Source organism: Mucilaginibacter agri (genome assembly GCF_009928685.1).
In the GTDB taxonomy this organism is placed as follows: Bacteria; Bacteroidota; Bacteroidia; order Sphingobacteriales; family Sphingobacteriaceae; genus Mucilaginibacter; species Mucilaginibacter agri.
The window spans coordinates 546444-566306 of sequence record NZ_WWEO01000045.1; the positions used below are offsets into that span (position 1 = coordinate 546444).

Consider the following 19863-nt stretch of genomic DNA (forward strand, 5'->3'; position numbering starts at 1 on the left):
ATTTCGTAGGCAGCAAAAATTCAGTAAACCGAATTTTCCAACCGTAACTATTCGGCATAAAAAAAGTCGACGATAAGCCGACTTTAATACATAAAAATCTACAAATCAGTAGACTATCTTATTGCCAGCTCTTTCATAGTTAAATAAGAACCACTGCGGATTAAATTCGGTAGAAAGTATAAGTTTTTTAAATTTTACATATGCAGCCCTGTTCACTTCTGTATTTTTTTCAAACTTTTCATGCTCGAGGTAAATAGATAGTGTATTGACTTCAATTAATTTATGACTCGTTTTCTTAGTGCTATAAACCATTTTTTCTATAACCGTTTTCATGTGTTCTCCATCGCCCGAATATTTCAGTACAGAGGCCGATAAAAAGTCGAGATGCACTTTCATAAACGGCGTATACTTTACCTGGTTATTTCTGTATTCGCTTAAAACCTCATGGTATAATTTAAGCCCTTGCTCAATGTTACCCGAAGCCAATAAAGCATCTGTTTCTACAACCTGTAAAAAGAAATTATAGGTAGGGTTAAAAGTCTCTTGTTGGGCATGCAACTGTTTAAGTTTCTTTACCAACCTCATCGACTTTGTCTGATTACTGGCTATTTGTACAGTTCCAGCCACTAGCAGGTATAAAACATTGTTAGATCCTACATTATTTAATTTCGTCTTTTCATTAGGCCCGTTAAATAAGAACCGGGTTATCTGTATCAAGGCCTTTTTTGTTACTATTCCAAATTTGAAATAGTTATAGATAGTCTCGATACAGTAAAGTGGATTGATCTGGAAGTTTGAAAAAGCTTCATCGGAAAATGCTCGTAATGTTTTCATGCTCGCCTCTACTTCTTCGGCATTCAGCTGAATAATATAAATAATGGCTAAACAGACATTGATCCATATCTTTAGCACCTCATTTAAATCCAACTTAAGCAAGTCTTTCAGAGCCTGCTCGTATTCAAATGATACGAACTCAAACCCAAAAAAGTATTCGAAAATCCCCTCCTGCTTATCTGAAAAGAAAATAGCATCGGCCTTGGCACCCGGCGGCAATAAGAAATTTCTTTTGATCAGGCTACTTAAAAAACTTAATAGCAAAGCCTTTTCTGAGGCAGACAGATCTATCTTGCTCAGATGGGTAAATATCTCATACTGCTTGGTTTTAACGGCATTAAAAATGCACCACTTTAACACGTAGACCCTGTATTCCGGAACAATTTTGTTCGATATATCAAGGCACATCACATCGTTGTAACTGCCACAGTCGTGCAGTAACTTAGCGGCCATGGTAGCTGCAAACAGACGTTTATTCGTAAACTCAATATACTCCTCATATTGCGCTTCTTTACTTTGGTTCACCTCACGCAAAAAGCCAATGCTGATCAGGTCTTGATAAGCATCTTTATAAGTTTTCAGATATTCATAAACCTTTATCTTATCTATGATGTATTTTCCGTTTTTAAAGTGTCCGTTATCGAGTAATACCCGCATTAATAACACTTTCTCCGTGGTATATTTACCAACATAGATCTTGTCATATATGTAGGAAGAAATGACCTCATATATCTTGAAATAATCTAACTCTTCCATTAAAAAATCGGTGTGATTTTTCTGATAATAGTATTGGAAGAATAAAGGATAACTAAAGAAAGATAGCACCTCGGGCTGTAAGATTTCGGGTAGCCTTATAGAAGGATTTATCCGTAAACAAAGCTCTTTTATTTCATGTGTATTAAATGGCGATACATTGCGATCGTAACGCTCATTGTTCATAAAACCAAGAAACCAATCTTCACCTTTATCGTCAAGATCTAATCTTTTCTTACAGTCTTGCCACGCTGTGGATCGCATGGTTAAAATAACTTTAATGCCCGGCCAATCGCTGGTTACAGCCAAAAAGTCGAGCAACATATTAAAAAGTAACTCTAAATGTTCTGGCTTAAATGCATTGCCGTCAAACTCATCTATTATCAAATAGAAATTATCCCGTTTTAGTCGCTCGGTATCAAATATCTTTCTAAAGCTATAGGCAGGCAACCCTATTAGCGCTAAAAGCCAATCTATTAACGTAACTCCTGGCGACAAGCCCGCCAAGACCTTACTGTTAAGAAAAAGTATGTTATCATTATTTTCATTAATGAGTGCTTTGTTTAGCTGGGCTTCAACCCAACGGCATAAGCCCACGGTTTTGCCATATCCGGCCGGCGAAGTTAAAACCGTAGCTCTAAACTCCCCCGTTAAAAAAACTTCCAGGTGTTCATTAATGCCATCGCGATCGATTGTGAGATTAAATGGTATTACGCATTTATTCTTTAATACCTGTAATGTATTATGGGTAGTTTTGCGGATAATATCTAAAATACTTTCCGTATCCTTCTTTATCTCTTTTACATTAACTTCGGTAGATTTCTTAGCGTGCTGATCGCTAAAATTATCCCAGGATGGGTATCCGCAATATTCAGCTAATAAGTTAAGCGTATAAACAGATGGCACAGAGTTACTTAAAGCAAATCCATAAATGCGTTTGATTGTAGTATCACTAATTTGCTTTTTTGTTTGTTTTGATATTTTGTAAGCTAAAGCCTGGCAATCGGATGATGTTATTGTGGACAGGTCGGATTTATCCAATACTTCTTGTTTCAGCTGTTCGAAAACAAACGGTAAAACTATTCGCATAGGTAATAATTGTTACGTCCTGTATTCTATCTTCTCACAATATAATTCAGGAACTATAAGGGCGTTTCTTAGGTTAATTGGCTGTAATTATAATAAATATAAGTTAAGTATTCCTATTTCGAATACACAGGCAATTAAATAATTTAAAAGTTGGCAAACTAAATTTTTTTTATACTAACGAAACCTATCTTTAGTCAAAGTAAACAAAAGTTAATTTTGTTTTAAAACTGCTTTACAATTACCTTGTGTGCCTCATCTATCAGATTAAAAGAAATTTCTTTATTAGCCTCCTGACGCACATATAGCTGCTGATTAGGGTTAGATACCGAATATTTTTGATGATCTACATCCAAAGTAATTCGGTAATTATTTACCGGTAATGCAAATTCAAATTCGCCAAATTCGTTCGTAAGGGTCGAAAACGTTTGATTTTTATCATCGACAGCTATAACCTTCAGCCCTTCCAAATTTGGCTTGGTAGTAACATATTCTTGCTTAGCAGGCACAACATTTCCCTTCAGCCAACCACTTTTAACCATTGCAATAGCCAGCTTTTGATTGTGTGCCAGGTTTACCTTAACAGTTTCGCTGAGGTGCCAGCCGTTACCACGTACAATAGACACCGCATAATTATTCTTCGGGAGGTTAGCGTAGTTTACTCCACCATTTTTATTGGTTATAGTAGTTAGATCGGCATTATTGGTGCTGGTTTCGGGGAGGATACTAACGATCAGACCTTCTATTGGTGCATCCCCATTATCAAAAACGCCATTATTATTACGGTCTTCATAGAACTTCAGATCGAGGGTATTGGTGCCGGGAGTAGTTGTTCGTACAAACTGTTTGCTGATGCCAACGCGGGTTTGCAGACTGTAACTGTTGACATAGTTAGGATAACTGTTATAAAACACCTGACCTGATATCTGCCAGCCTTTCTTAAACCGATAGTTAGCCTGCGCGCTTAATGCATTATTACGCTTTACATTATAGCTTATAAAGTTTAAATACTCGTTAGCCGATATATTTAAGCGGTTGTCCAAACCACTTAAATGAATGTTAGGGCCAAAGGAATAATTATAATAGCGATTGGCATTACCAGAATAACTAGCCGCAATTTCTTCCGACAAATAATAGGGTGCATTTTGTGCCAGTACGCTCATTCCCCACCACTTGTTAAAATAGTTAGCGTTTACGCGGACTCCCCAATACTTTTGATGCAATAAATCGGGATTATCACTTTTAGTGTAGCCAACATCTGTTATTGCCGAGATCTGCTGCCCATTTCCTATCGCATAGTTAATATCCAAACCAGTGCGTATAGCTGTTGATGATAAGGGACTGCTTACCTGAAAATAAGGGTTGCTAAAGGTTTGGTTAATATCCTGTCTAAACCAATAAGGATGCAGCGTTAAGTTAACAGATCTATAATTAAAGTTCAAACCGGCTTCGTATCTCAATGTATTATTATAAAAGCCGGGTATGGTAAGCGTGTCAACCATGTATTTAGGCGAATTTTTAATCAGCTCATAGCGACCGAAAATTGCAGTATGGGCGGTTGCATGGAAACTAATCAAATTGTCGAGTTGCGTTGTTCCGCGCTGCAGGCCGCTATAATATGGCGAACTATAATAGTTATTTAAACCGATCTCCCATTTACCGGTTCTGAAGTTGTACAAAAAACCAGCCGCAACACCCGAGTGAGATTCGCCTGTTGTAGGCAATTGCTCGTTGCTATAACCAGCCCTTATATCCAATTTTTGGTTTGCACCAAGCCTAATATGCGCGTTACCATTTGTAAAACGGGTATCGATGCCGGTTAACGGATTATGACTGTATAGCAACGAAACCTTGGCCGCATTACCTCCATAAGCGAAGTTGTAACTACCCGCAAATACTGAGGCACCCGGATATTGATTAATGAGTTGAGAAAATAACACGTAGCTATTACGTACATAATATAGGTCGAAACTATTATGAGAGTTGAGGAAGAGCGACGTTTTTACTCCACGGCCAAACAATGAATAATCTAAATTCTCCATCAGGTTTCCGGCTGTTATGCCAAAGTGCTTCGTACGATAACTTGCCCAGGTATCAAATGCATCAAACGCGTGCTGCTTGTCATAGTAGTTAAGGTTGAGATTGTAAGCCAAATGATCGTCGGAATTGGTTGCAATATTGCCGTTTGCCAATAATGAATAAAATGAATAAGACTTGTTTATGGTGGTATAACTTACCTCTGCAGTGTTGGATAACTGGTTAAAATATTGCCCTGCCGACACAGCCTGCTCTCGCTTATTACTCCCAATTTCTGCTATCTGTAAAGTGGCAATCGAAAGGCTATTTCCATGCTCGTCTATACATTCAACCGTAACATTATAATTGGTGGCGAAGTTTAAATTATTACTTAAAACCTTGGCGTCAAATTCAAATACCTGATCTGTAGCAGCATCAATAGAAAAATCACTTAATGAATTAACTAGCTGTAAACCAGTAGGATTTATAGTAAATTTTAATCTACCAGTCACTTTAGAGTAGCCTCTGTTCGAGCAATATAATTTAAAATGCGCCAGCCCGGTTACCGTATTTAAGTATACTATTGGATCGGGTAAACTTAAGATTAATTTATTTGCCTGATTCACTTTAATGGCAAATGAAGCGCTCGTTTTTTCACCATTTGAGAGGTTGGTGTAACTCACATTTATCTTGTCCGATCCACTTGCTAATAAGGCGGCCGATCCAAAATATTTTACAGGAAATGCGAGTACTTCGCCTGGCTTTACCACAACCGTATCAGGTAACTTTAATAAAACGTCTGCCGTAGTAGTCGACTGAACAAGGGTTATTGCCTGACTGGATCTGTTTTCGAACCTTAATTTATTTGAAAAAGTTTGTCCGTAATCAATCGCCAAAGTATCCGAAGTAAACGAACACGATACACCGGATGATTGGCTAAATGAGTAAGTGGGTAGCTCAATTAAAAGGAACAGGAAAACAAGAATTTTAAAACAGTTCAATGCAAATAATTTGGAGTTCAATCGCGGTACTTTTTACTTATTTATAAATCTCAACTCGGTTTAATTATTTCACTTATACGAAAATATAAATACAAATGTTTAACAAAATCTCTAATTAATTTTTATGAAAAAATTTCTAATGATCTCATTAACAATGAGTTTACTATGCATCGGTGTGGCTAAAGCCCAAGTAACCGGAACTACAAATGTTCACGTAAAATTGGTTGATGTATTGGCACTTTCGGTAAATAACTCCGACGTGAATATCAACTTTAATAACGCGGCTGATTACCAAAATGGAGTAAGCGTACCAATGGCTGGTCACCTTACGGTAACAAGTAATCAGCCATATACCTTAAATATTAAAGCAGCAGGAAACCTTGCTGGCACGGGGGCTAACACAGACGTACTTGATCCATCGATTTTAACTATTGCTTTACCTACAACGGGTAATAACACGGCACTGGGTGCAACACCTACAACAGTTGGAGGACTAGCCACAACCAATGCTGCTTTAATTACCAATGCATCGCCTGGTTTATTAAAACTGGTCGACGTAAATTATTCGGTGCCATCGTCTATATCTACCACAAGTGCTATTCTCGGTAAAAAGGCAGATACCTATACAACTACGGTAACGTATACTATTACACAGTAACAATACATCAAATGCAGACACAAAAAAAACATCAGTATAGGTTGATTATCAGTAAGTTTTGCTGGTGTTTTTTAATGCTCCTATTCACTATAGCTATGGGTCAGCGTACGCTGGCCCAGGCTATATCCATTAGCCCTTCACGTATGTTCTTTTCTGGCGATAAAGGTCAGGAACTGAGCCAACAGGTTACATTGAACAACACAGGCAAAGCCACATTGTCTTTCAAAGCCTCGTTGATGGACTGGAGCCGCGATAGTACGGGCGAAAAGCGCTACTATCCCGCAGGCACACAAGCTTCATCTAACGCAACTTGGGTTGAAGTAATGCCCAACGTTGTAGAACTTCCGCCGGGATCAAAACAACAAGTTACCGTAACCATGCACGTGCCTAAGGATGCACCCGCAGGGACAGTGACGCATTCGATGTTGTTTTTTACCCAGATAAATGAGCAGGCATCAAGTAAGGTAAATACTAACCATGCAAGCATAGGCGTAATTGTAAAACTGGAATTTGGTGTACACCTTTATTATACTTCACCCGGCTCGGTAAAAAAAGATCTGGACTACCTGGCATTTTATAACGATGGCAACAAAACCATTGGCAACGCGCAAGTGCACAGGATAGCTGTAAAAATTAAAAACACAGGTAATGTGGTAACAGACGGCTTTATCAGCCTCGAAGCCACCAATAAAACTACAGGCGACGAATTAAAGTTACCACCGCGGGCGATAAGCATGTTGCCTAATGACGAACAGGTCGTTTATCTCGATCTGCCATCAACATTAAAAGGACATTATTTACTGGTAGCACTATTAGATAGTGGAGAAGAAACAAACTTAAAAGTTGCAAAGAAAGAGCTGGACTTTACTGATTAACATTTGCCTTGTTATTACACTAACAGCAAATAACGCTCGTGGGCAGGTAAATTTTAGTATTACTTCGAGTAATATTACTCAAACCAGCCTTACGGTAGATAATCCTACGACTGTTTATACGGCACCTTTAGTAGCACTCGCCCCTACTATAACCTTAAAATCTACAACAGGTGGTACACTTACTAAAACAGGCGGCGGTACAGGTGTATCAGTTAGCCTATTCTCCGCGAAAATTATTGGTAGCGGTGGCAGTTTGCTTAACCTATTAGGTACTACTCCCACTATTACCCTATCCTCTACCCCTCAAAGTATTTACACCTCTGTTTTGACAGCCTTACCTTCGGGGGCTTTAAATTTTAGATATACGCTTTCAGGTGTTAACACTACAACGTGGCTGGCTGGCAGTTACACATCCGACTTAACCTTCGCCGCATCTGCTGTACTCACCAACCCCGGAACATTAAGCCCAACTGTAGGATCGTTAAACCTGAATGTGGCTGCTTTTATTACCGCAAGCGGTTTACCGGCAAGTATGAGCCTAACCGTAACTTCTCTGGATTTTTACCGAAGCAGTACGCTTTCTGGCACATATAGCATCGCCACTACCACCACTGTACCTTATGGTATCAGGTTAAAAAACAGCGCATCAACTTTTACTTATAGCAACGGTTATTCGGGAGCACCAAACCCAAACACCGCCACAACTTTAATGACCGGCCAAATGACTGCGCCAAGCACGGGCACGGCCATTACAGGTGGTAGCTCTTTTAATAACCTGGCAACCGGTCTTGCAGTTCCTACCAACAATGCCCAAACCAGCACGATAACGTTAAGCATTAAACCAGCCGACTTGAAAAGTGGCTTCACGCAGAAAGGTACCTATACTACAAATGTAAATTACGAGGTATTCGATAGCCAAACCACTCCACTTGCTACAACCCAGGCATTCTCTTGCCCACTTACCATAACCGTTAATGACCTGTCAGAACTAAAGGTTAATCAAACAGATATCAACCTCAACTACAATACCTCCAGCGATTATACTAACGGTGTGTTTGCCGATGCTAATGGCCATATAACGCTAAGTAACACCAATCCTTACGATGTTTATGTAAAGGCGAGTAGTACCACGCTGACCAATGGGGCTAACACATTACCCGTCGGTGTTATAACTATTTCACCCACACCTGCATCGGCTGGCAGCTTTTCTACGGTAAGTTTATCAGCCACTGCTCAAAAAATAATATCAGCATCATCGCCGATTATAGACAGAACGCTAAATGTGCGCTATGCCATTCCTGCTGCCAACTCTGCTCAATTACTAGGGAAACCTGCAGGCACCTACAATACCACAGTTACCTACAGCTTAATAGCACCCTAACTATAAACCATGTGATATAAAAAACGCCCCGTTTTAAGCGGAGCGTTTGGTGTTTTTATGCTTTTAATTCCAAATGTAAGTAGCCACCGAGCCGGGCTTTAAGGCCTCAGTCACTCGCTGATCTTTATATTTTATGTCGAAGTTTTTGGCTTCGGAACCGTTGTTGATCACAATCAATACTTTTTTCCCTTCAGGGGTTTTAAAGGCAACATTAGGCAGATCATCAATTAAATTAGAGCCAATGCGTACCGAGCCTGGCCGTACGAATTTAGCTGCGTGCGCCACCACATAATAGGCGGGATTACGCGTGAAACTGTCTTTATTGATAGTAATACCACCCATGCATATATCGCAACCGCCCCTGTCGGTATGCGGACCATATTGCTGGTCGGTGGCCAAATTCCACTCAATAACAGTTCGGCTCCAGTTGCGGGTTGCGCCAATAGTAAGTTTGGTGATATGGTCGGTTACATCTCTTTTAAAATCCCCAGGCGCGCCCATCCATTGCTCTGTGAAATACAAGTTACGATCAGGGTGTGCATTATGAACCTCCGATAAAGCCTCTATTTTACCACCATACAAATGAAACGCCGAACCATCTACATATTTCTTTGCATCCGGATCATTCAATATTGAGATTGGGTATTCCGGCTTATCGCAATTGTGGTCGTAAATAATGATCTTGGTTTTTATATCCTCAGCTTTAAACATTGGCCCCAGATTGGTTTTGATGAAATTAGCTTCATCAAGAGCCGGCATTACCATACTTGGATTATTTCCGCCATGTAAGGGCTCATTCTGCACGGTCATAGCGTCAATGGTAATACCATTCTGTTTCATGGCTTTCACATATTTAACAAGGTATTTAGCATACGCATCAAAATATTCGGGTTTCAGACTTCCGCCTTTGGTATCGCCCGTTGTTTTCATCCATACCGGTGGCGACCATGAGGAACCTAAAATCTTAATTTTCGGATTAATGGTTAGTATTTCTTTCAATACCGGAATAACATCCTTCTCATCAGGGCCTAAATCAAATTTGGTCATGTTAACGTCCGTTTCTCCTTTAGGCAGGTCATCGTAAGAGAAAACATATTCGTTTAGGTCAGATGCGCCAATAGTTACACGCAGGTAACTGATGCCGATATTAGTGCCATCTGTAGCGAACAAATCCTTTAACAATTCAGCACGCTTTGCAGCATCCATCTTCATTATTAATTGTGCACTACCGCCTGTTAAACAAAAGCCAAAACCATCTATAGATTGGTAGCTTTCTTTTTCGTTGATCTCGATAACAGGGTTCGAATTAGTGTTTTTGCTAAAAGGGGTTTCCTGATTTTGACGTTGAAACAAAGCCGACTGATCGGCATTAGTTAACCACGTTTGTACGGATCCTTTTTGCTGGGCCGACGCTGCTGCAACAGAAGCGGCCATAACTGCTGTAAAAGCCAGTTGTTTGATGTTTACCATGTATAGTTTATTGATATATTATTCTTCATTGGCTTAATAATTTCTTACACGTTTTCGGATAGATGCCCTTTGATAAAAGACAAGACAGTAACGGGCAAGAACTTTTTTCGATAACTAATTAATTTAGAGGCTATGCCGAAATGTAGCGACAACCCGATTTGTCAGGAATGTCTTTGCCATATTTCGGCGCTAAAGTAGAAAAGTTATAGATGAACTTAAAAGAGAAAAAAGAAATAGTATATTAGGCTGAGGTAACTAATTGTTGTAGAAATTAATTAGCAATCCGTTTCAAGAAACATTCAACCTGTGTATTACAATTCGAGAAGAGATTTTATTAAAACTGCCGCTATTGGTGGTTTAAGTTTAAGTAACATTGGTAGTCTTGCCAAAGGTTTCTTATCAAGTACTCCAACCCCAACAAAAGATCTGTACCTATTAGCGCAAACGCTTATGCAACAATGGGCCGATGGCCTATTAGCTTTACAGGTAAAAGATAAAACGAGTACAGATTACGGCGGCATTTACTGCCCTGCAGATAAGGCAGTGCATGGCCGTGTTGGAGATACTATTTTTCCCTTTTTCTACCTTGCCAATAAAACCGGCGACAGTAAATTTACTGATGCAGCGTACCTGTTATATGATTGGATTGAACGACGAGTAAGTCGTCCGGATGGTTCTTGGCTCAATGAAACATACGAAAAATCGTGGAAAGGCACCACCGTTTTCGCTGCTATTGCATTGGCCGAGACTCTGAAAAATTATAGCGATCTGGCTAACAATACGTTTAAAACTGCCGTGTCCGAGCGTCTGATCAAGGCTGGCAACTATGTTTACGATAATTTTAACATGCAATATGGTAACATCAACTACCCTGTAACTGCAGGTTATGGGTTATCATTATTAGGCACGATACTCGATGTGCCAAAATTTAAACAACGCGGTAAAGAGCTTGCCTATGATTCATTGAAATACTACACCCCTAAAAATAAGTTTTTATATGGTGAAGGCCGTTTAACGGCCAGTCCCAAGGGGTGTTATGCGGTGGATCTCGGTTACAATGTAGAGGAATCTTTGCCATCATTGGTAATGTATGGCTTGTTGAACAATGATAACGAGATACTGGATACAGTTACTGAAACTATGAAAGCCCATTTAGAATTTATGTTGCCGGATGGAGGCTGGGATAACAGCTGGGGAACAAGAAATTACAAGTGGACTTACTGGGGCAGCCGAACGTCCGACGGTTGCCAAAGTGCATATGCATTAATGGCTCACCGCGATCCGCGTTTTTACAAAGCTGCCCTGCTTAACACGCAATTAATGCATCAATGTACCGTAAATGGTTTATTACAAGGTGGTCCACATTATGCCAGTCATGGTATAACCCCTTGCGTGCATCATACGTTTTCGCATATTAAAGCGCTTACAACAATGTTACAGTACAGCAAAATTCATGAACCTATTAGTACAGCTAATGTGATTTTGCCTAAAGAAGAAAATTATGGCAGCCGTTTTGTCGAAGACTTGCAGATCTATCTGATATCAAAAGGTGGATTTAAAGCCACTATTACGGCCTACGACACAGAGTACAAGGATTTCAAAAATGGGCACCCAACAGGCGGTGCTCTGAGTATGCTGTGGCATGCTAAAACCGGCCCGCTGCTTTCGGGCAGCATGAATGAATATCAGATCTATGAATTTGGTAATCAGCAACAGGATACAGATCCCTATTCGATGGCCTTAACGCCTCGCATCGAGTTGAAAAAAGATGATAAACTGTACATGAATATCAGCGATTTGACGGCACGTATGGAAATTAAACAGGATGCAGATCAGTTAACTGTGAACACTTTTTCCAAACTGGTAGATAAAAATCAGACTGGCCCGTCAACGGTTATCAATTGCGAGGTATCGTATACTTTTGCCAATGATAAAACTACGATAAGGTTTAAGCACGATAAAACTGAATTTGACGGCGACGTAAAGATTATCGTACCTGTGATATCTAAATCGACAGAAAAAACAAAGATGCTTAACGATAGAACGATGATGATAAAAAAGAATGCGGCAAAAATAAAAGTTACCACAGATCAGCCGATGGTTACTTTGCCCACCTGCGGTTGCCGCATATTTAATTACGTACCTGGGCTTGAAGCCGTTCCTTTACACATCAGCGGAAACGAATGCACCGTACAACTGGAGATTATGAATGCCTGATTATTGAATCGTGTTAATTAACTTTAAATCAACAAACAAAGCCTATCTAATTAATGTTCTGTTGTTAATTTTGATTATTTAATCATTCAACATCATGACCACATTTATCTCAACTAAATTTCTTGGTGTATTAGATTACATCACCAGTATCGTAATTGCAGCTTCACCCTGGTTATTTCATTACGATCTGTCACTTAGCGCAGCAATATTGTTTATTCCGGTGTTTTTGGGCTGCATGCAGTTACTGATGACTATTTTCAGCAATTATGAGTTCGGCATGATCAAAGTATTCCCGATGCCGGCTCACTTATTTCTGGATGGGTTTGTTGGTTTCATGTTACTGATATCGCCGTTTTTGTACGGTTTTGCACATGCTGTATTTTTACCACAAGTAATTTTAGGGCTAATATTGTTATCGATGTCAATCTTCACTAAAGATTCGGTGTTAGAGGAAGATTAATGCCCCTTCCTTATACTTTATTGAAATAACGAGTACTGTATAGGTTCATACTCATAATGTGGCTTCACCGTATTAGAAACAGCTTCTCCGATTTGGAAAACGGCTGATTCCTGATAACGTGAGGCCACAATAATTTCAGTGCCATCAGCGTGCTCTTCAAACAAAGCTTTTACCAATTGCGGATCGTTATTGTCTTTAGATAGGTGCGACAATAACAGGTGGCTCATAAACGACGGCCTGTGTTTAATAAACAGCTCCAAAGCTTGTGTATTGGAAAGGTGCCCATGGCCGCTGCTGATGCGGCGCTTTAAATGATAGGGATAACGACCGCTGGCCAGCATATGCTCATCGTAGTTGGCTTCTAAAAAAGCAGCGTGGCATTGCGAAAAATTACGGATTACATGTTCGCAAGCTGAGCCAATATCTGTAATTACCCCAATATTGATATCGTTACAACTTACTACAAAACTATGCGGTTCTGCAGCGTCATGAAATTTAGGAAAAGCTGTTACAGTAATGTCGCCAACCCGGATTGGTTGATAGGCTACAAATGGATAAACCATTTGTGGGTTTAAAAACTGCCTGCCGGTAAAGTTAGTACGTGGTGTAATGTAAACCGGCAACTGATATTTTTTGGCCAACACCGGGATGCCCGAAATATGATCCGAATGTTCATGAGATACAAAAATAGCCTTTATATTGCTCATTGGCAGACCTATACGCTCCATTCGCTTTTCTGTTTCGCGACAAGAGATACCGGCATCAATCAGCACCGCTTCCTGATGGTTACCTACATAATAGCAGTTGCCATTACTTCCCGAATTTAGTGAGGCTATGAACACAGACATATCTACTACAAAGTAACCGGTTTTTGCTAAATTTTATAGCAGTAATTAAAAATTTTATTTCTGTTTATTCGATACGATCAACACACTCCTCGTGTTAATTTGTATATAGATTATGGTCAAACATCTTTTTGATACAGAGTTTAATCTTCAGGATGGAACGTTGATTTCAGGCCCTATCACAACTGAGGACGACTCCAACTTTCTGTTTCATAACACCCACAGTTCAGTCGATTTTCACTTTCGAATTAGGTTGCATAATGAAAGGTGGCAATTTGTTGATGGATCAGATGGTTTGAGCCTTTTAGATGATATTATTGAGACCGTCGGCAAACAAATTGAAGATCACTACCTGGGAAATCCTTCAGAGCTGGATTAAGCGCCCTCAAATAACACCGGGATCAACTGTATGTCAGCTCAAAAACCTATTATTAAAGTATCTCATTTTTTACTTGCATAAGTAAAAATTAATGCAATAATTTGCACAAAATTACAAAACAGTAATACGCACATTAAAATGAACGTTCAAAACTTAAATAAACCGGTAAACAGAGCATACTTTGCTCCTGTTACTGCTGTTTTGAGTTTAACTGATTTTGTTGTCACACCGTCACGACGACGGATCTTTATTCCCCGGGTTTGAATGTAGCCTAAGATGCTACATTCATCTTATCAAAAAGTGTAAAACACTTTTCTCCTTAAACAATTAATTACTTACGGTACAGCGCCATCGTTTAAAGGGTTTATTCAATGACCATACAAGATTTTGATATTATAGTTGCTTCAGATAAGCACGTTGATTTTGCAGAACAGATTACCATTGAAATGGCAGAGTCGGCAAAAGCACGTGGTACCGGTATAGCACAACGTTCGCCAGAATATGTAGCCAATAAAATGCTTGAGGGTAAAGCGGTAATTGCTTTCCATAAAGACGGCCGCTGGGCTGGCTTCTGCTATATAGAAACCTGGAGCCACGGCGACTTCGTGGCCAATTCGGGTCTTATTGTAAATCCAGAGTTTAGAAAAGCAGGACTGGCTAAAGCTATCAAACATAAAATTTTCGAGCTTTCTCGTCAAAAATACCCCAATTCCAAAATATTTGGTTTAACAACTGGCTTGGCTGTAATGAAGATCAACTCTGATCTTGGATACGAGCCTGTTACCTATTCTGAACTTACCCAGGATGAGGATTTTTGGAAAGGCTGCCGCAGTTGCGTAAACTACGACATTCTGATGAGCAAAGACCGTAAAAACTGTATGTGCACAGCAATGCTTTACGATCCTGCCGAGAAGCAGAAGGACGAAGAAGAGAAATTTAAAAAGATTGCGCACAAGGCGACATTGCTTGAGCGTATTGAGAATGCATTAAAACTGCGCTCAACTAAAATATTAACCATCATAGGAGCATCGGCTCTTATCCACAAACTTTTTGACTAATACAACCATGAAGAAAAAAGTAGTACTTGCATATAGCGGCGGCTTGGATACATCCTTTTGCTGCATCTATTTAACGCAGGATCTGGGCCTTGAGGTCCACTCGGTAATTGTAAACACCGGCGGTTTTAGCGACGAAGAATTAAAGAGTGTTGAAGAACGCGCTTTTAAGATGGGCGTTACCTCGCACCATGTTGTTGACGAAACCGAAAACTTCTACAATACCTGTGTTCGCTTTTTAACTTATGGTAACGTATTAAAAAACAATACTTATCCATTATCGGTGAGTGCAGAACGCGTTAGCCAGGCTACCGCAATTGCCAACTACGCTAAAGAAATTGGTGCCGAATACGTGGCTCACGGTAGTACTGGCGCTGGTAACGACCAGGTTAGGTTTGATATGATCTTTAACATCCTGATTCCGGGCGTGCAGATCCTTACCCCTATCCGCGACCTGAAATTAAGCCGCGAAGAAGAGATCACTTACCTGAAAGAGCATGGTGTTGAAATGAACTTCGAGAAGGCCAAGTACTCTATCAATAAAGGCATATGGGGTACGTCGGTTGGTGGTAAAGAAACCCTGACCTCTAATTTAGGTTTACCTGAAGACGCATGGCCTACCCAAGTTACTGCAACCGAGCCTAAAAATATTGAGTTAACTTTTGAGAAAGGCGAACTGGTAGGTATTGATAACGAAACTTACAGCCATCCTACCAAAGCAATTCAAGCGCTACAAGCTATTGCGCAACCTTATGGTATTGGCCGCGATATTCACGTTGGTGATACCATTATTGGTATTAAAGGTCGCGTAGGTTTCGAAGCTGCTGCGCCAATAGTTATCATCAAAGCCCATCATACTTTAGAGAAACATGTGTTAACCAAATGGCAATTATCATGGAAAGACCAGTTATCTTCTTTCTATGGCAACTGGTTGCACGAAGGTCAGTTCCACGATCCGATTATGCGCGATATTGAAGCATTCCTGACCAGCACCCAGGATAAAGTGAGCGGTAAAGTTTTTGTTGAACTATATCCATACCGTTTCCAGGTTACAGGTATCGAATCTTCACATGATTTGATGTCGAACAAATTTGGTAGCTATGGCGAAATGAACAATGCCTGGACCGGCGAAGACGTTAAAGGATTCTCTAAAATCTTCGGTAACCAGGTAATGATTTACCATAAAGTAAACAGTCAAGACTAAGACCCCAGCCCCCTGAAAGGGGAGCAAAGTAAGTTACTTATTCTATGAACACTATAAACCCCAAACAAGAAGATATTCTTCCTCGCCCTTTAGGGGGACGGGGGGCTCCATATGCTTGGGGTGATAATTGTTTGGCATGGAATCTTATAGATAGAGATGATCTTTCTATAAAACAAGAATTAATGCCTGCCGGAACTGCAGAACAATTGCATTACCACAACAAGGCAAACCAGTTCTTTTTTATACTGAAGGGCGCCGCTACTTTTGAAATTGACACCGTGCAAACGGTGATAACAGAACATCAGGGTATCGAAATAAAAGCAGGTCAACAGCATCGGATCATGAATCTTGGCACTGGAGATCTGGAATTTATTCTTTACTCGCAACCATCTACAAAAAATGACAGGATCAACTGCTAATACAGGCGTACCAACCGTAATGGTTCCATTATCGGGAGGCAACAAAGTAAAAGCCGGAATTATAGGCGGAGCAGGTTATACCGGCGGCGAATTGCTGCGGATATTGGTTAACCACCCATCGGTAGAAATAGCTTTTATACATAGTAACAGCAATGCCGGTAACTATATTTACGAAGTACATACCGATCTTTTTGGCGATACCGACCTGAAGTTTACGGGTGAGTATAACTTTAATATTGACGTACTATTTCTTTGCGTAGGCCATGGCGACGCTCGTAAGTTTTTAGCGGCTAATCCATTCCCGGCAAGTGTAAAGGTTATCGACCTGAGCCAGGATTTTCGCCATTCTGAAAAGGCTTCTATCTCTTACGATACAACTCAAAACTCGCAACCCACAACTCGCAACTTCATTTATGGCTTACCAGAGTTAAATCGCGAAGCAATTAAAACTGCTGATAACATTGCTAACCCCGGCTGTTTTGCAACTTGTCTGCAACTTGGGCTGTTACCCTTGGCCGCTAATAATACCTTAAATAGCGAAGTACATATTACGGCTACCACGGGCTCAACCGGTGCAGGGCAAAGCCTTGCGGCTACCTCGCATTTTACCTGGCGAAATGATAACCTGTCAGTTTATAAAGTATTTGATCACCAGCATTTAACGGAAATCAGGCAGTCGCTTACGCAATTGCAACACAACTTTGATCAGGAAGTTAACTTTATCCCCTATCGGGGCGACTTCACCCGTGGTATAATCGCATCGATGTATTTGAACAGCGACCTATCTGCCGAAGAAGCGGTTAAACTTTATACAGATTATTACGCTGGGCATCCGTTTACGCACGTAACCACCCGCAATATTGATCTGAAACAGATAGTGAATACCAATAAGTGCTTTATACAGGTGCAAAAGAAAGGCAATAAACTTTTCATTATCAGCATTATGGACAATCTGCTTAAAGGGGCATCCGGTCAGGCAGTGCAAAACATGAATTTGCTTTTTGGCTTAGAGGAGACCGCTGGTCTTAAACTCAAAGCCGTAGCTTTTTAATATATTTTTAAACCATTAACCTCAACTTAGTAAATGAATCTATTTGATGTTTATCCTATCAACCCAATTGAAATTACAAAAGGACTGGGTAGTTTAGTTTATGATGCTCAAGGTACCGAGTATCTTGATTTATATGGCGGTCATGCCGTTATATCTATAGGCCATACTAACCCCCGATATGTAAAACGATTGGAGGATCAGTTACATCAAATCGGCTTTTACTCTAACTCAGTTGAAATCCCTTTGCAAAAGCAATTAGCTGAAAAACTGGGTGAAGTTTCGGGCAAAACAGATTATCAATTGTTTCTGTGCAACTCTGGTGCTGAGGCAAACGAGAACGCTTTGAAATTGGCTTCTTTTTACAATGGTAAAAAGAAAGTGATTGCGTTTACAGGCTCATTTCATGGCCGTACATCTTTAGCTGTTGCTGTAACAGATAACCCGAAAATTGTAGCCCCGGTTAACGAGACCCCTAACGTGATCTTTTTGCCATGGTGTGATGAGGCCGCTTTAGAGCAAGCTTTTGTTGATCATAAGGACGAGATTTCATCGGTAATTATAGAAGGCATTCAAGGTGTTGGTGGCATCCAGGTGGCTACGGAAAGTTTCCTGCAAAAGATCCGCACACTTTGCGACGAACATAATGCAGTATTTATTGCCGATAGCGTACAGTGCGGTTACGGCCGTACAGGTAAATTCTACTCGCACGATTTTTCAGGTGTTAATGCCGACATTTATAGCATGGCTAAAGGTATGGGCAACGGTTTCCCAATCGGCGCTATTAGCATTGCACCTAAAATTAAACCTGCTTACGGTATGTTGGGCACAACCTTTGGCGGTAACCATTTGGCTTGCGCCGCTGGTTTAGCAGTGTTGGAAGAAATGGCCGAAAATAAACTGATGCAAAACGCAGCCGAAATTGGCGGTTATTTGATTGAAGAACTTAAAAAGTTCAGCGAAGTTAAAGAAGTACGCGGTCGTGGTTTAATGATCGGTATTGATCTGCCAACCGAGTTGAGCAACGTAAAGAAAGACCTGTTGTTTAAACACCACATCTTTACCGGCGAAGCTAAACCAAACGTAATCCGTTTGCTGCCTGCACTTAATTTAACCAAAGCTTATGCCGATAGATTTTTAGAGGCATTTTCTACTTTAGTAAAATAATTGAAATTTAAATCACCTCCCCTTTGGGGAGGCCGGGAGGGGTAATGAAACTTTTTTCTTCTGTACACGACGTTACTAACATCGGCGAGCTTGTAGCCGAAGGGCTTCAGCTTAAACAAAGTCCGTATGCATTTCAGGATCTGGGCAAAAACAAAACCATAGGTTTGGTTTTTCTTAACCCAAGCTTACGCACCCGACTCAGCACACAAAAAGCTGCCTTAAACTTAGGCATGAATGTAATTGTACTGAATATGGATAAAGAAGGCTGGGCTTTAGAATTGCAAGATGGCGCCATTATGAATGGCAGCACTGTAGAGCATATTAAAGAAGCTGCTGCTGTCATGGGGCAATATGCCGATATCATTGGTATCCGCTCGTTCCCCGGGTTAAAAGATCGCGACGAAGATTATAGTGAGTCTATCTTCAATAAGTTTGTTAAATATTGTGGTGTGCCCGTGGTTAGTTTAGAATCCGCTACCCGCCACCCGCTGCAAAGTTTAGCCGACTTAATTACCATTGAAGAGCTAAAAACTAAACCGCGCCCTAAAGTAGTGTTAACCTGGGCTCCTCACGTTAAGCCGCTGCCGCAGGCTGTACCAAACTCGTTCGCAGAGTGGATGTGTAAGGCTGATGTTGACTTTGTAATTGCACACCCGAAAGGTTATGAGTTGAATGCCGACTTTACAGAAGGTGCAACCATAACAAATAACCAGGATGAAGCGCTGAAAGATGCCGATTTTATCTATGTGAAAAATTGGTCGGCTTATGAACCTTATGGTAAAGTGTTACCGGGTAATGAAGACTGGATGCTGACATTAGATAAACTACAACCAACTAACCATGCTAAAGTAATGCATTGCCTGCCTGTTAGGCGCAATGTAGAACTAAGCGACGAGATTTTGGATAGTGATAGCTCTGTTGTGATCCATGAAGCGGGTAACCGTGTTTGGGCCGCACAAGCTGTGCTAAAACAAATGCTGCAAACTTTGTAAGCA

General features: G+C 40.4%; 16 protein-coding genes. 12 read left to right on the plus strand and 4 right to left on the minus strand.

The features are described from left to right. Nucleotides 1-105: 105 nt before the first annotated feature. Together GSY63_RS22530 and GSY63_RS22535 are read right to left on the minus strand one after the other, a co-directional pair. On the minus strand, nucleotides 106-2676 hold the full coding sequence (locus tag GSY63_RS22530) for an NACHT domain-containing protein (protein ID WP_166588102.1): 2571 nt from the start codon (nucleotides 2674-2676) through the stop codon (nucleotides 106-108). A gap of 221 nt (nucleotides 2677-2897) precedes the next feature. Then, on the minus strand, nucleotides 2898-5690 hold the full coding sequence (locus tag GSY63_RS22535; RefSeq protein ID WP_166588103.1) for an SdrD B-like domain-containing protein: 2793 nt from the start codon (nucleotides 5688-5690) through the stop codon (nucleotides 2898-2900). A gap of 124 nt (nucleotides 5691-5814) precedes the next feature. Between GSY63_RS22535 and GSY63_RS22540 the strand changes: the two genes are divergently transcribed. Genes GSY63_RS22540 through GSY63_RS22550 form a run of 3 tightly spaced genes read left to right on the plus strand, consistent with a single transcriptional unit; the run spans nucleotide 5815 to nucleotide 8604 of the window. After that, nucleotides 5815-6348, plus strand: a complete 534-nt coding sequence (locus GSY63_RS22540) for a hypothetical protein (RefSeq protein ID WP_166588104.1) — start codon at nucleotides 5815-5817, stop codon at nucleotides 6346-6348. 11 nt (nucleotides 6349-6359) lie between these two features. After that, complete coding sequence (locus GSY63_RS22545; protein WP_166588105.1) at nucleotides 6360-7223, plus strand: fimbrial biogenesis chaperone; 864 nt, start codon at nucleotides 6360-6362, stop codon at nucleotides 7221-7223. Next, nucleotides 7192-8604, plus strand: coding sequence for a hypothetical protein (locus GSY63_RS22550; RefSeq protein ID WP_166588106.1), 1413 nt, complete (start codon nucleotides 7192-7194; stop codon nucleotides 8602-8604). The genes GSY63_RS22545 and GSY63_RS22550 overlap by 32 nt, the downstream gene beginning before the upstream one ends. 63 nt (nucleotides 8605-8667) lie before the next feature. Here GSY63_RS22550 and GSY63_RS22555 read toward each other — a convergent pair whose 3' ends face one another. Continuing rightward, nucleotides 8668-10074 (minus strand): glycoside hydrolase family 30 protein, encoded by a 1407-nt coding sequence (locus tag GSY63_RS22555; RefSeq protein ID WP_166588107.1) that lies wholly within the window; start codon nucleotides 10072-10074, stop codon nucleotides 8668-8670. Nucleotides 10075-10380: 306 nt separating this feature from the next. On the opposite strand from GSY63_RS22555, the gene GSY63_RS22560 reads away from it, so the two are divergent. Beyond that, nucleotides 10381-12291, plus strand: a complete 1911-nt coding sequence (locus GSY63_RS22560; RefSeq protein WP_166588108.1) for a hypothetical protein — start codon at nucleotides 10381-10383, stop codon at nucleotides 12289-12291. A 94-nt stretch (nucleotides 12292-12385) separates the two neighbouring features. Further along, a complete protein-coding gene (locus GSY63_RS22565) occupies nucleotides 12386-12751 on the plus strand; it encodes an SPW repeat domain-containing protein (RefSeq protein WP_166588109.1) in 366 nt (121 codons plus the stop codon). Nucleotides 12752-12768: 17 nt separating this feature from the next. On the opposite strand, the gene GSY63_RS22570 is transcribed toward GSY63_RS22565, so the two are convergent. After that, nucleotides 12769-13599 carry an MBL fold metallo-hydrolase gene (locus GSY63_RS22570; RefSeq protein WP_166588110.1) on the minus strand — a complete coding sequence of 277 codons (831 nt, stop codon included), beginning with the start codon at nucleotides 13597-13599 and terminating at the stop codon, nucleotides 12769-12771. Between the two features lie 112 nt (nucleotides 13600-13711). Here GSY63_RS22570 and GSY63_RS22575 point away from each other — a divergent pair, with 112 nt between their 5' ends. From GSY63_RS22575 to GSY63_RS22605, 7 genes are all read left to right on the plus strand, one after another. Then, nucleotides 13712-13975, plus strand: a complete 264-nt coding sequence (locus GSY63_RS22575; protein ID WP_166588111.1) for a hypothetical protein — start codon at nucleotides 13712-13714, stop codon at nucleotides 13973-13975. Nucleotides 13976-14346: 371 nt separating this feature from the next. Beyond that, the gene (locus GSY63_RS22580) at nucleotides 14347-15033 is read left to right on the plus strand and encodes a GNAT family N-acetyltransferase (protein WP_166588112.1); all 687 of its coding nucleotides are present in this window, start codon (nucleotides 14347-14349) and stop codon (nucleotides 15031-15033) included. 7 nt (nucleotides 15034-15040) lie between these two features. Then, the gene (argG, locus tag GSY63_RS22585) at nucleotides 15041-16234 is read left to right on the plus strand and encodes an argininosuccinate synthase (protein WP_166588113.1); all 1194 of its coding nucleotides are present in this window, start codon (nucleotides 15041-15043) and stop codon (nucleotides 16232-16234) included. Between the two features lie 44 nt (nucleotides 16235-16278). Further along, on the plus strand, nucleotides 16279-16653 hold the full coding sequence (locus tag GSY63_RS22590; protein ID WP_166588114.1) for a cupin domain-containing protein: 375 nt from the start codon (nucleotides 16279-16281) through the stop codon (nucleotides 16651-16653). 19 nt (nucleotides 16654-16672) lie between these two features. Beyond that, nucleotides 16673-17704 carry an N-acetyl-gamma-glutamyl-phosphate reductase gene (gene argC / locus GSY63_RS22595; protein ID WP_166588524.1) on the plus strand — a complete coding sequence of 344 codons (1032 nt, stop codon included), beginning with the start codon at nucleotides 16673-16675 and terminating at the stop codon, nucleotides 17702-17704. Between the two features lie 33 nt (nucleotides 17705-17737). Next, entirely contained in the window at nucleotides 17738-18868 is a 1131-nt protein-coding gene (locus GSY63_RS22600) for an aspartate aminotransferase family protein (RefSeq protein ID WP_166588115.1), read from the plus strand. 44 nt (nucleotides 18869-18912) lie between these two features. Then, nucleotides 18913-19860: a Rossmann-fold NAD(P)-binding domain-containing protein gene (locus GSY63_RS22605; RefSeq protein ID WP_166588116.1), complete on the plus strand. Its 948-nt coding sequence runs from the start codon at nucleotides 18913-18915 to the stop codon at nucleotides 19858-19860. The last annotated feature ends 3 nt before the right edge of the window (nucleotides 19861-19863 follow it).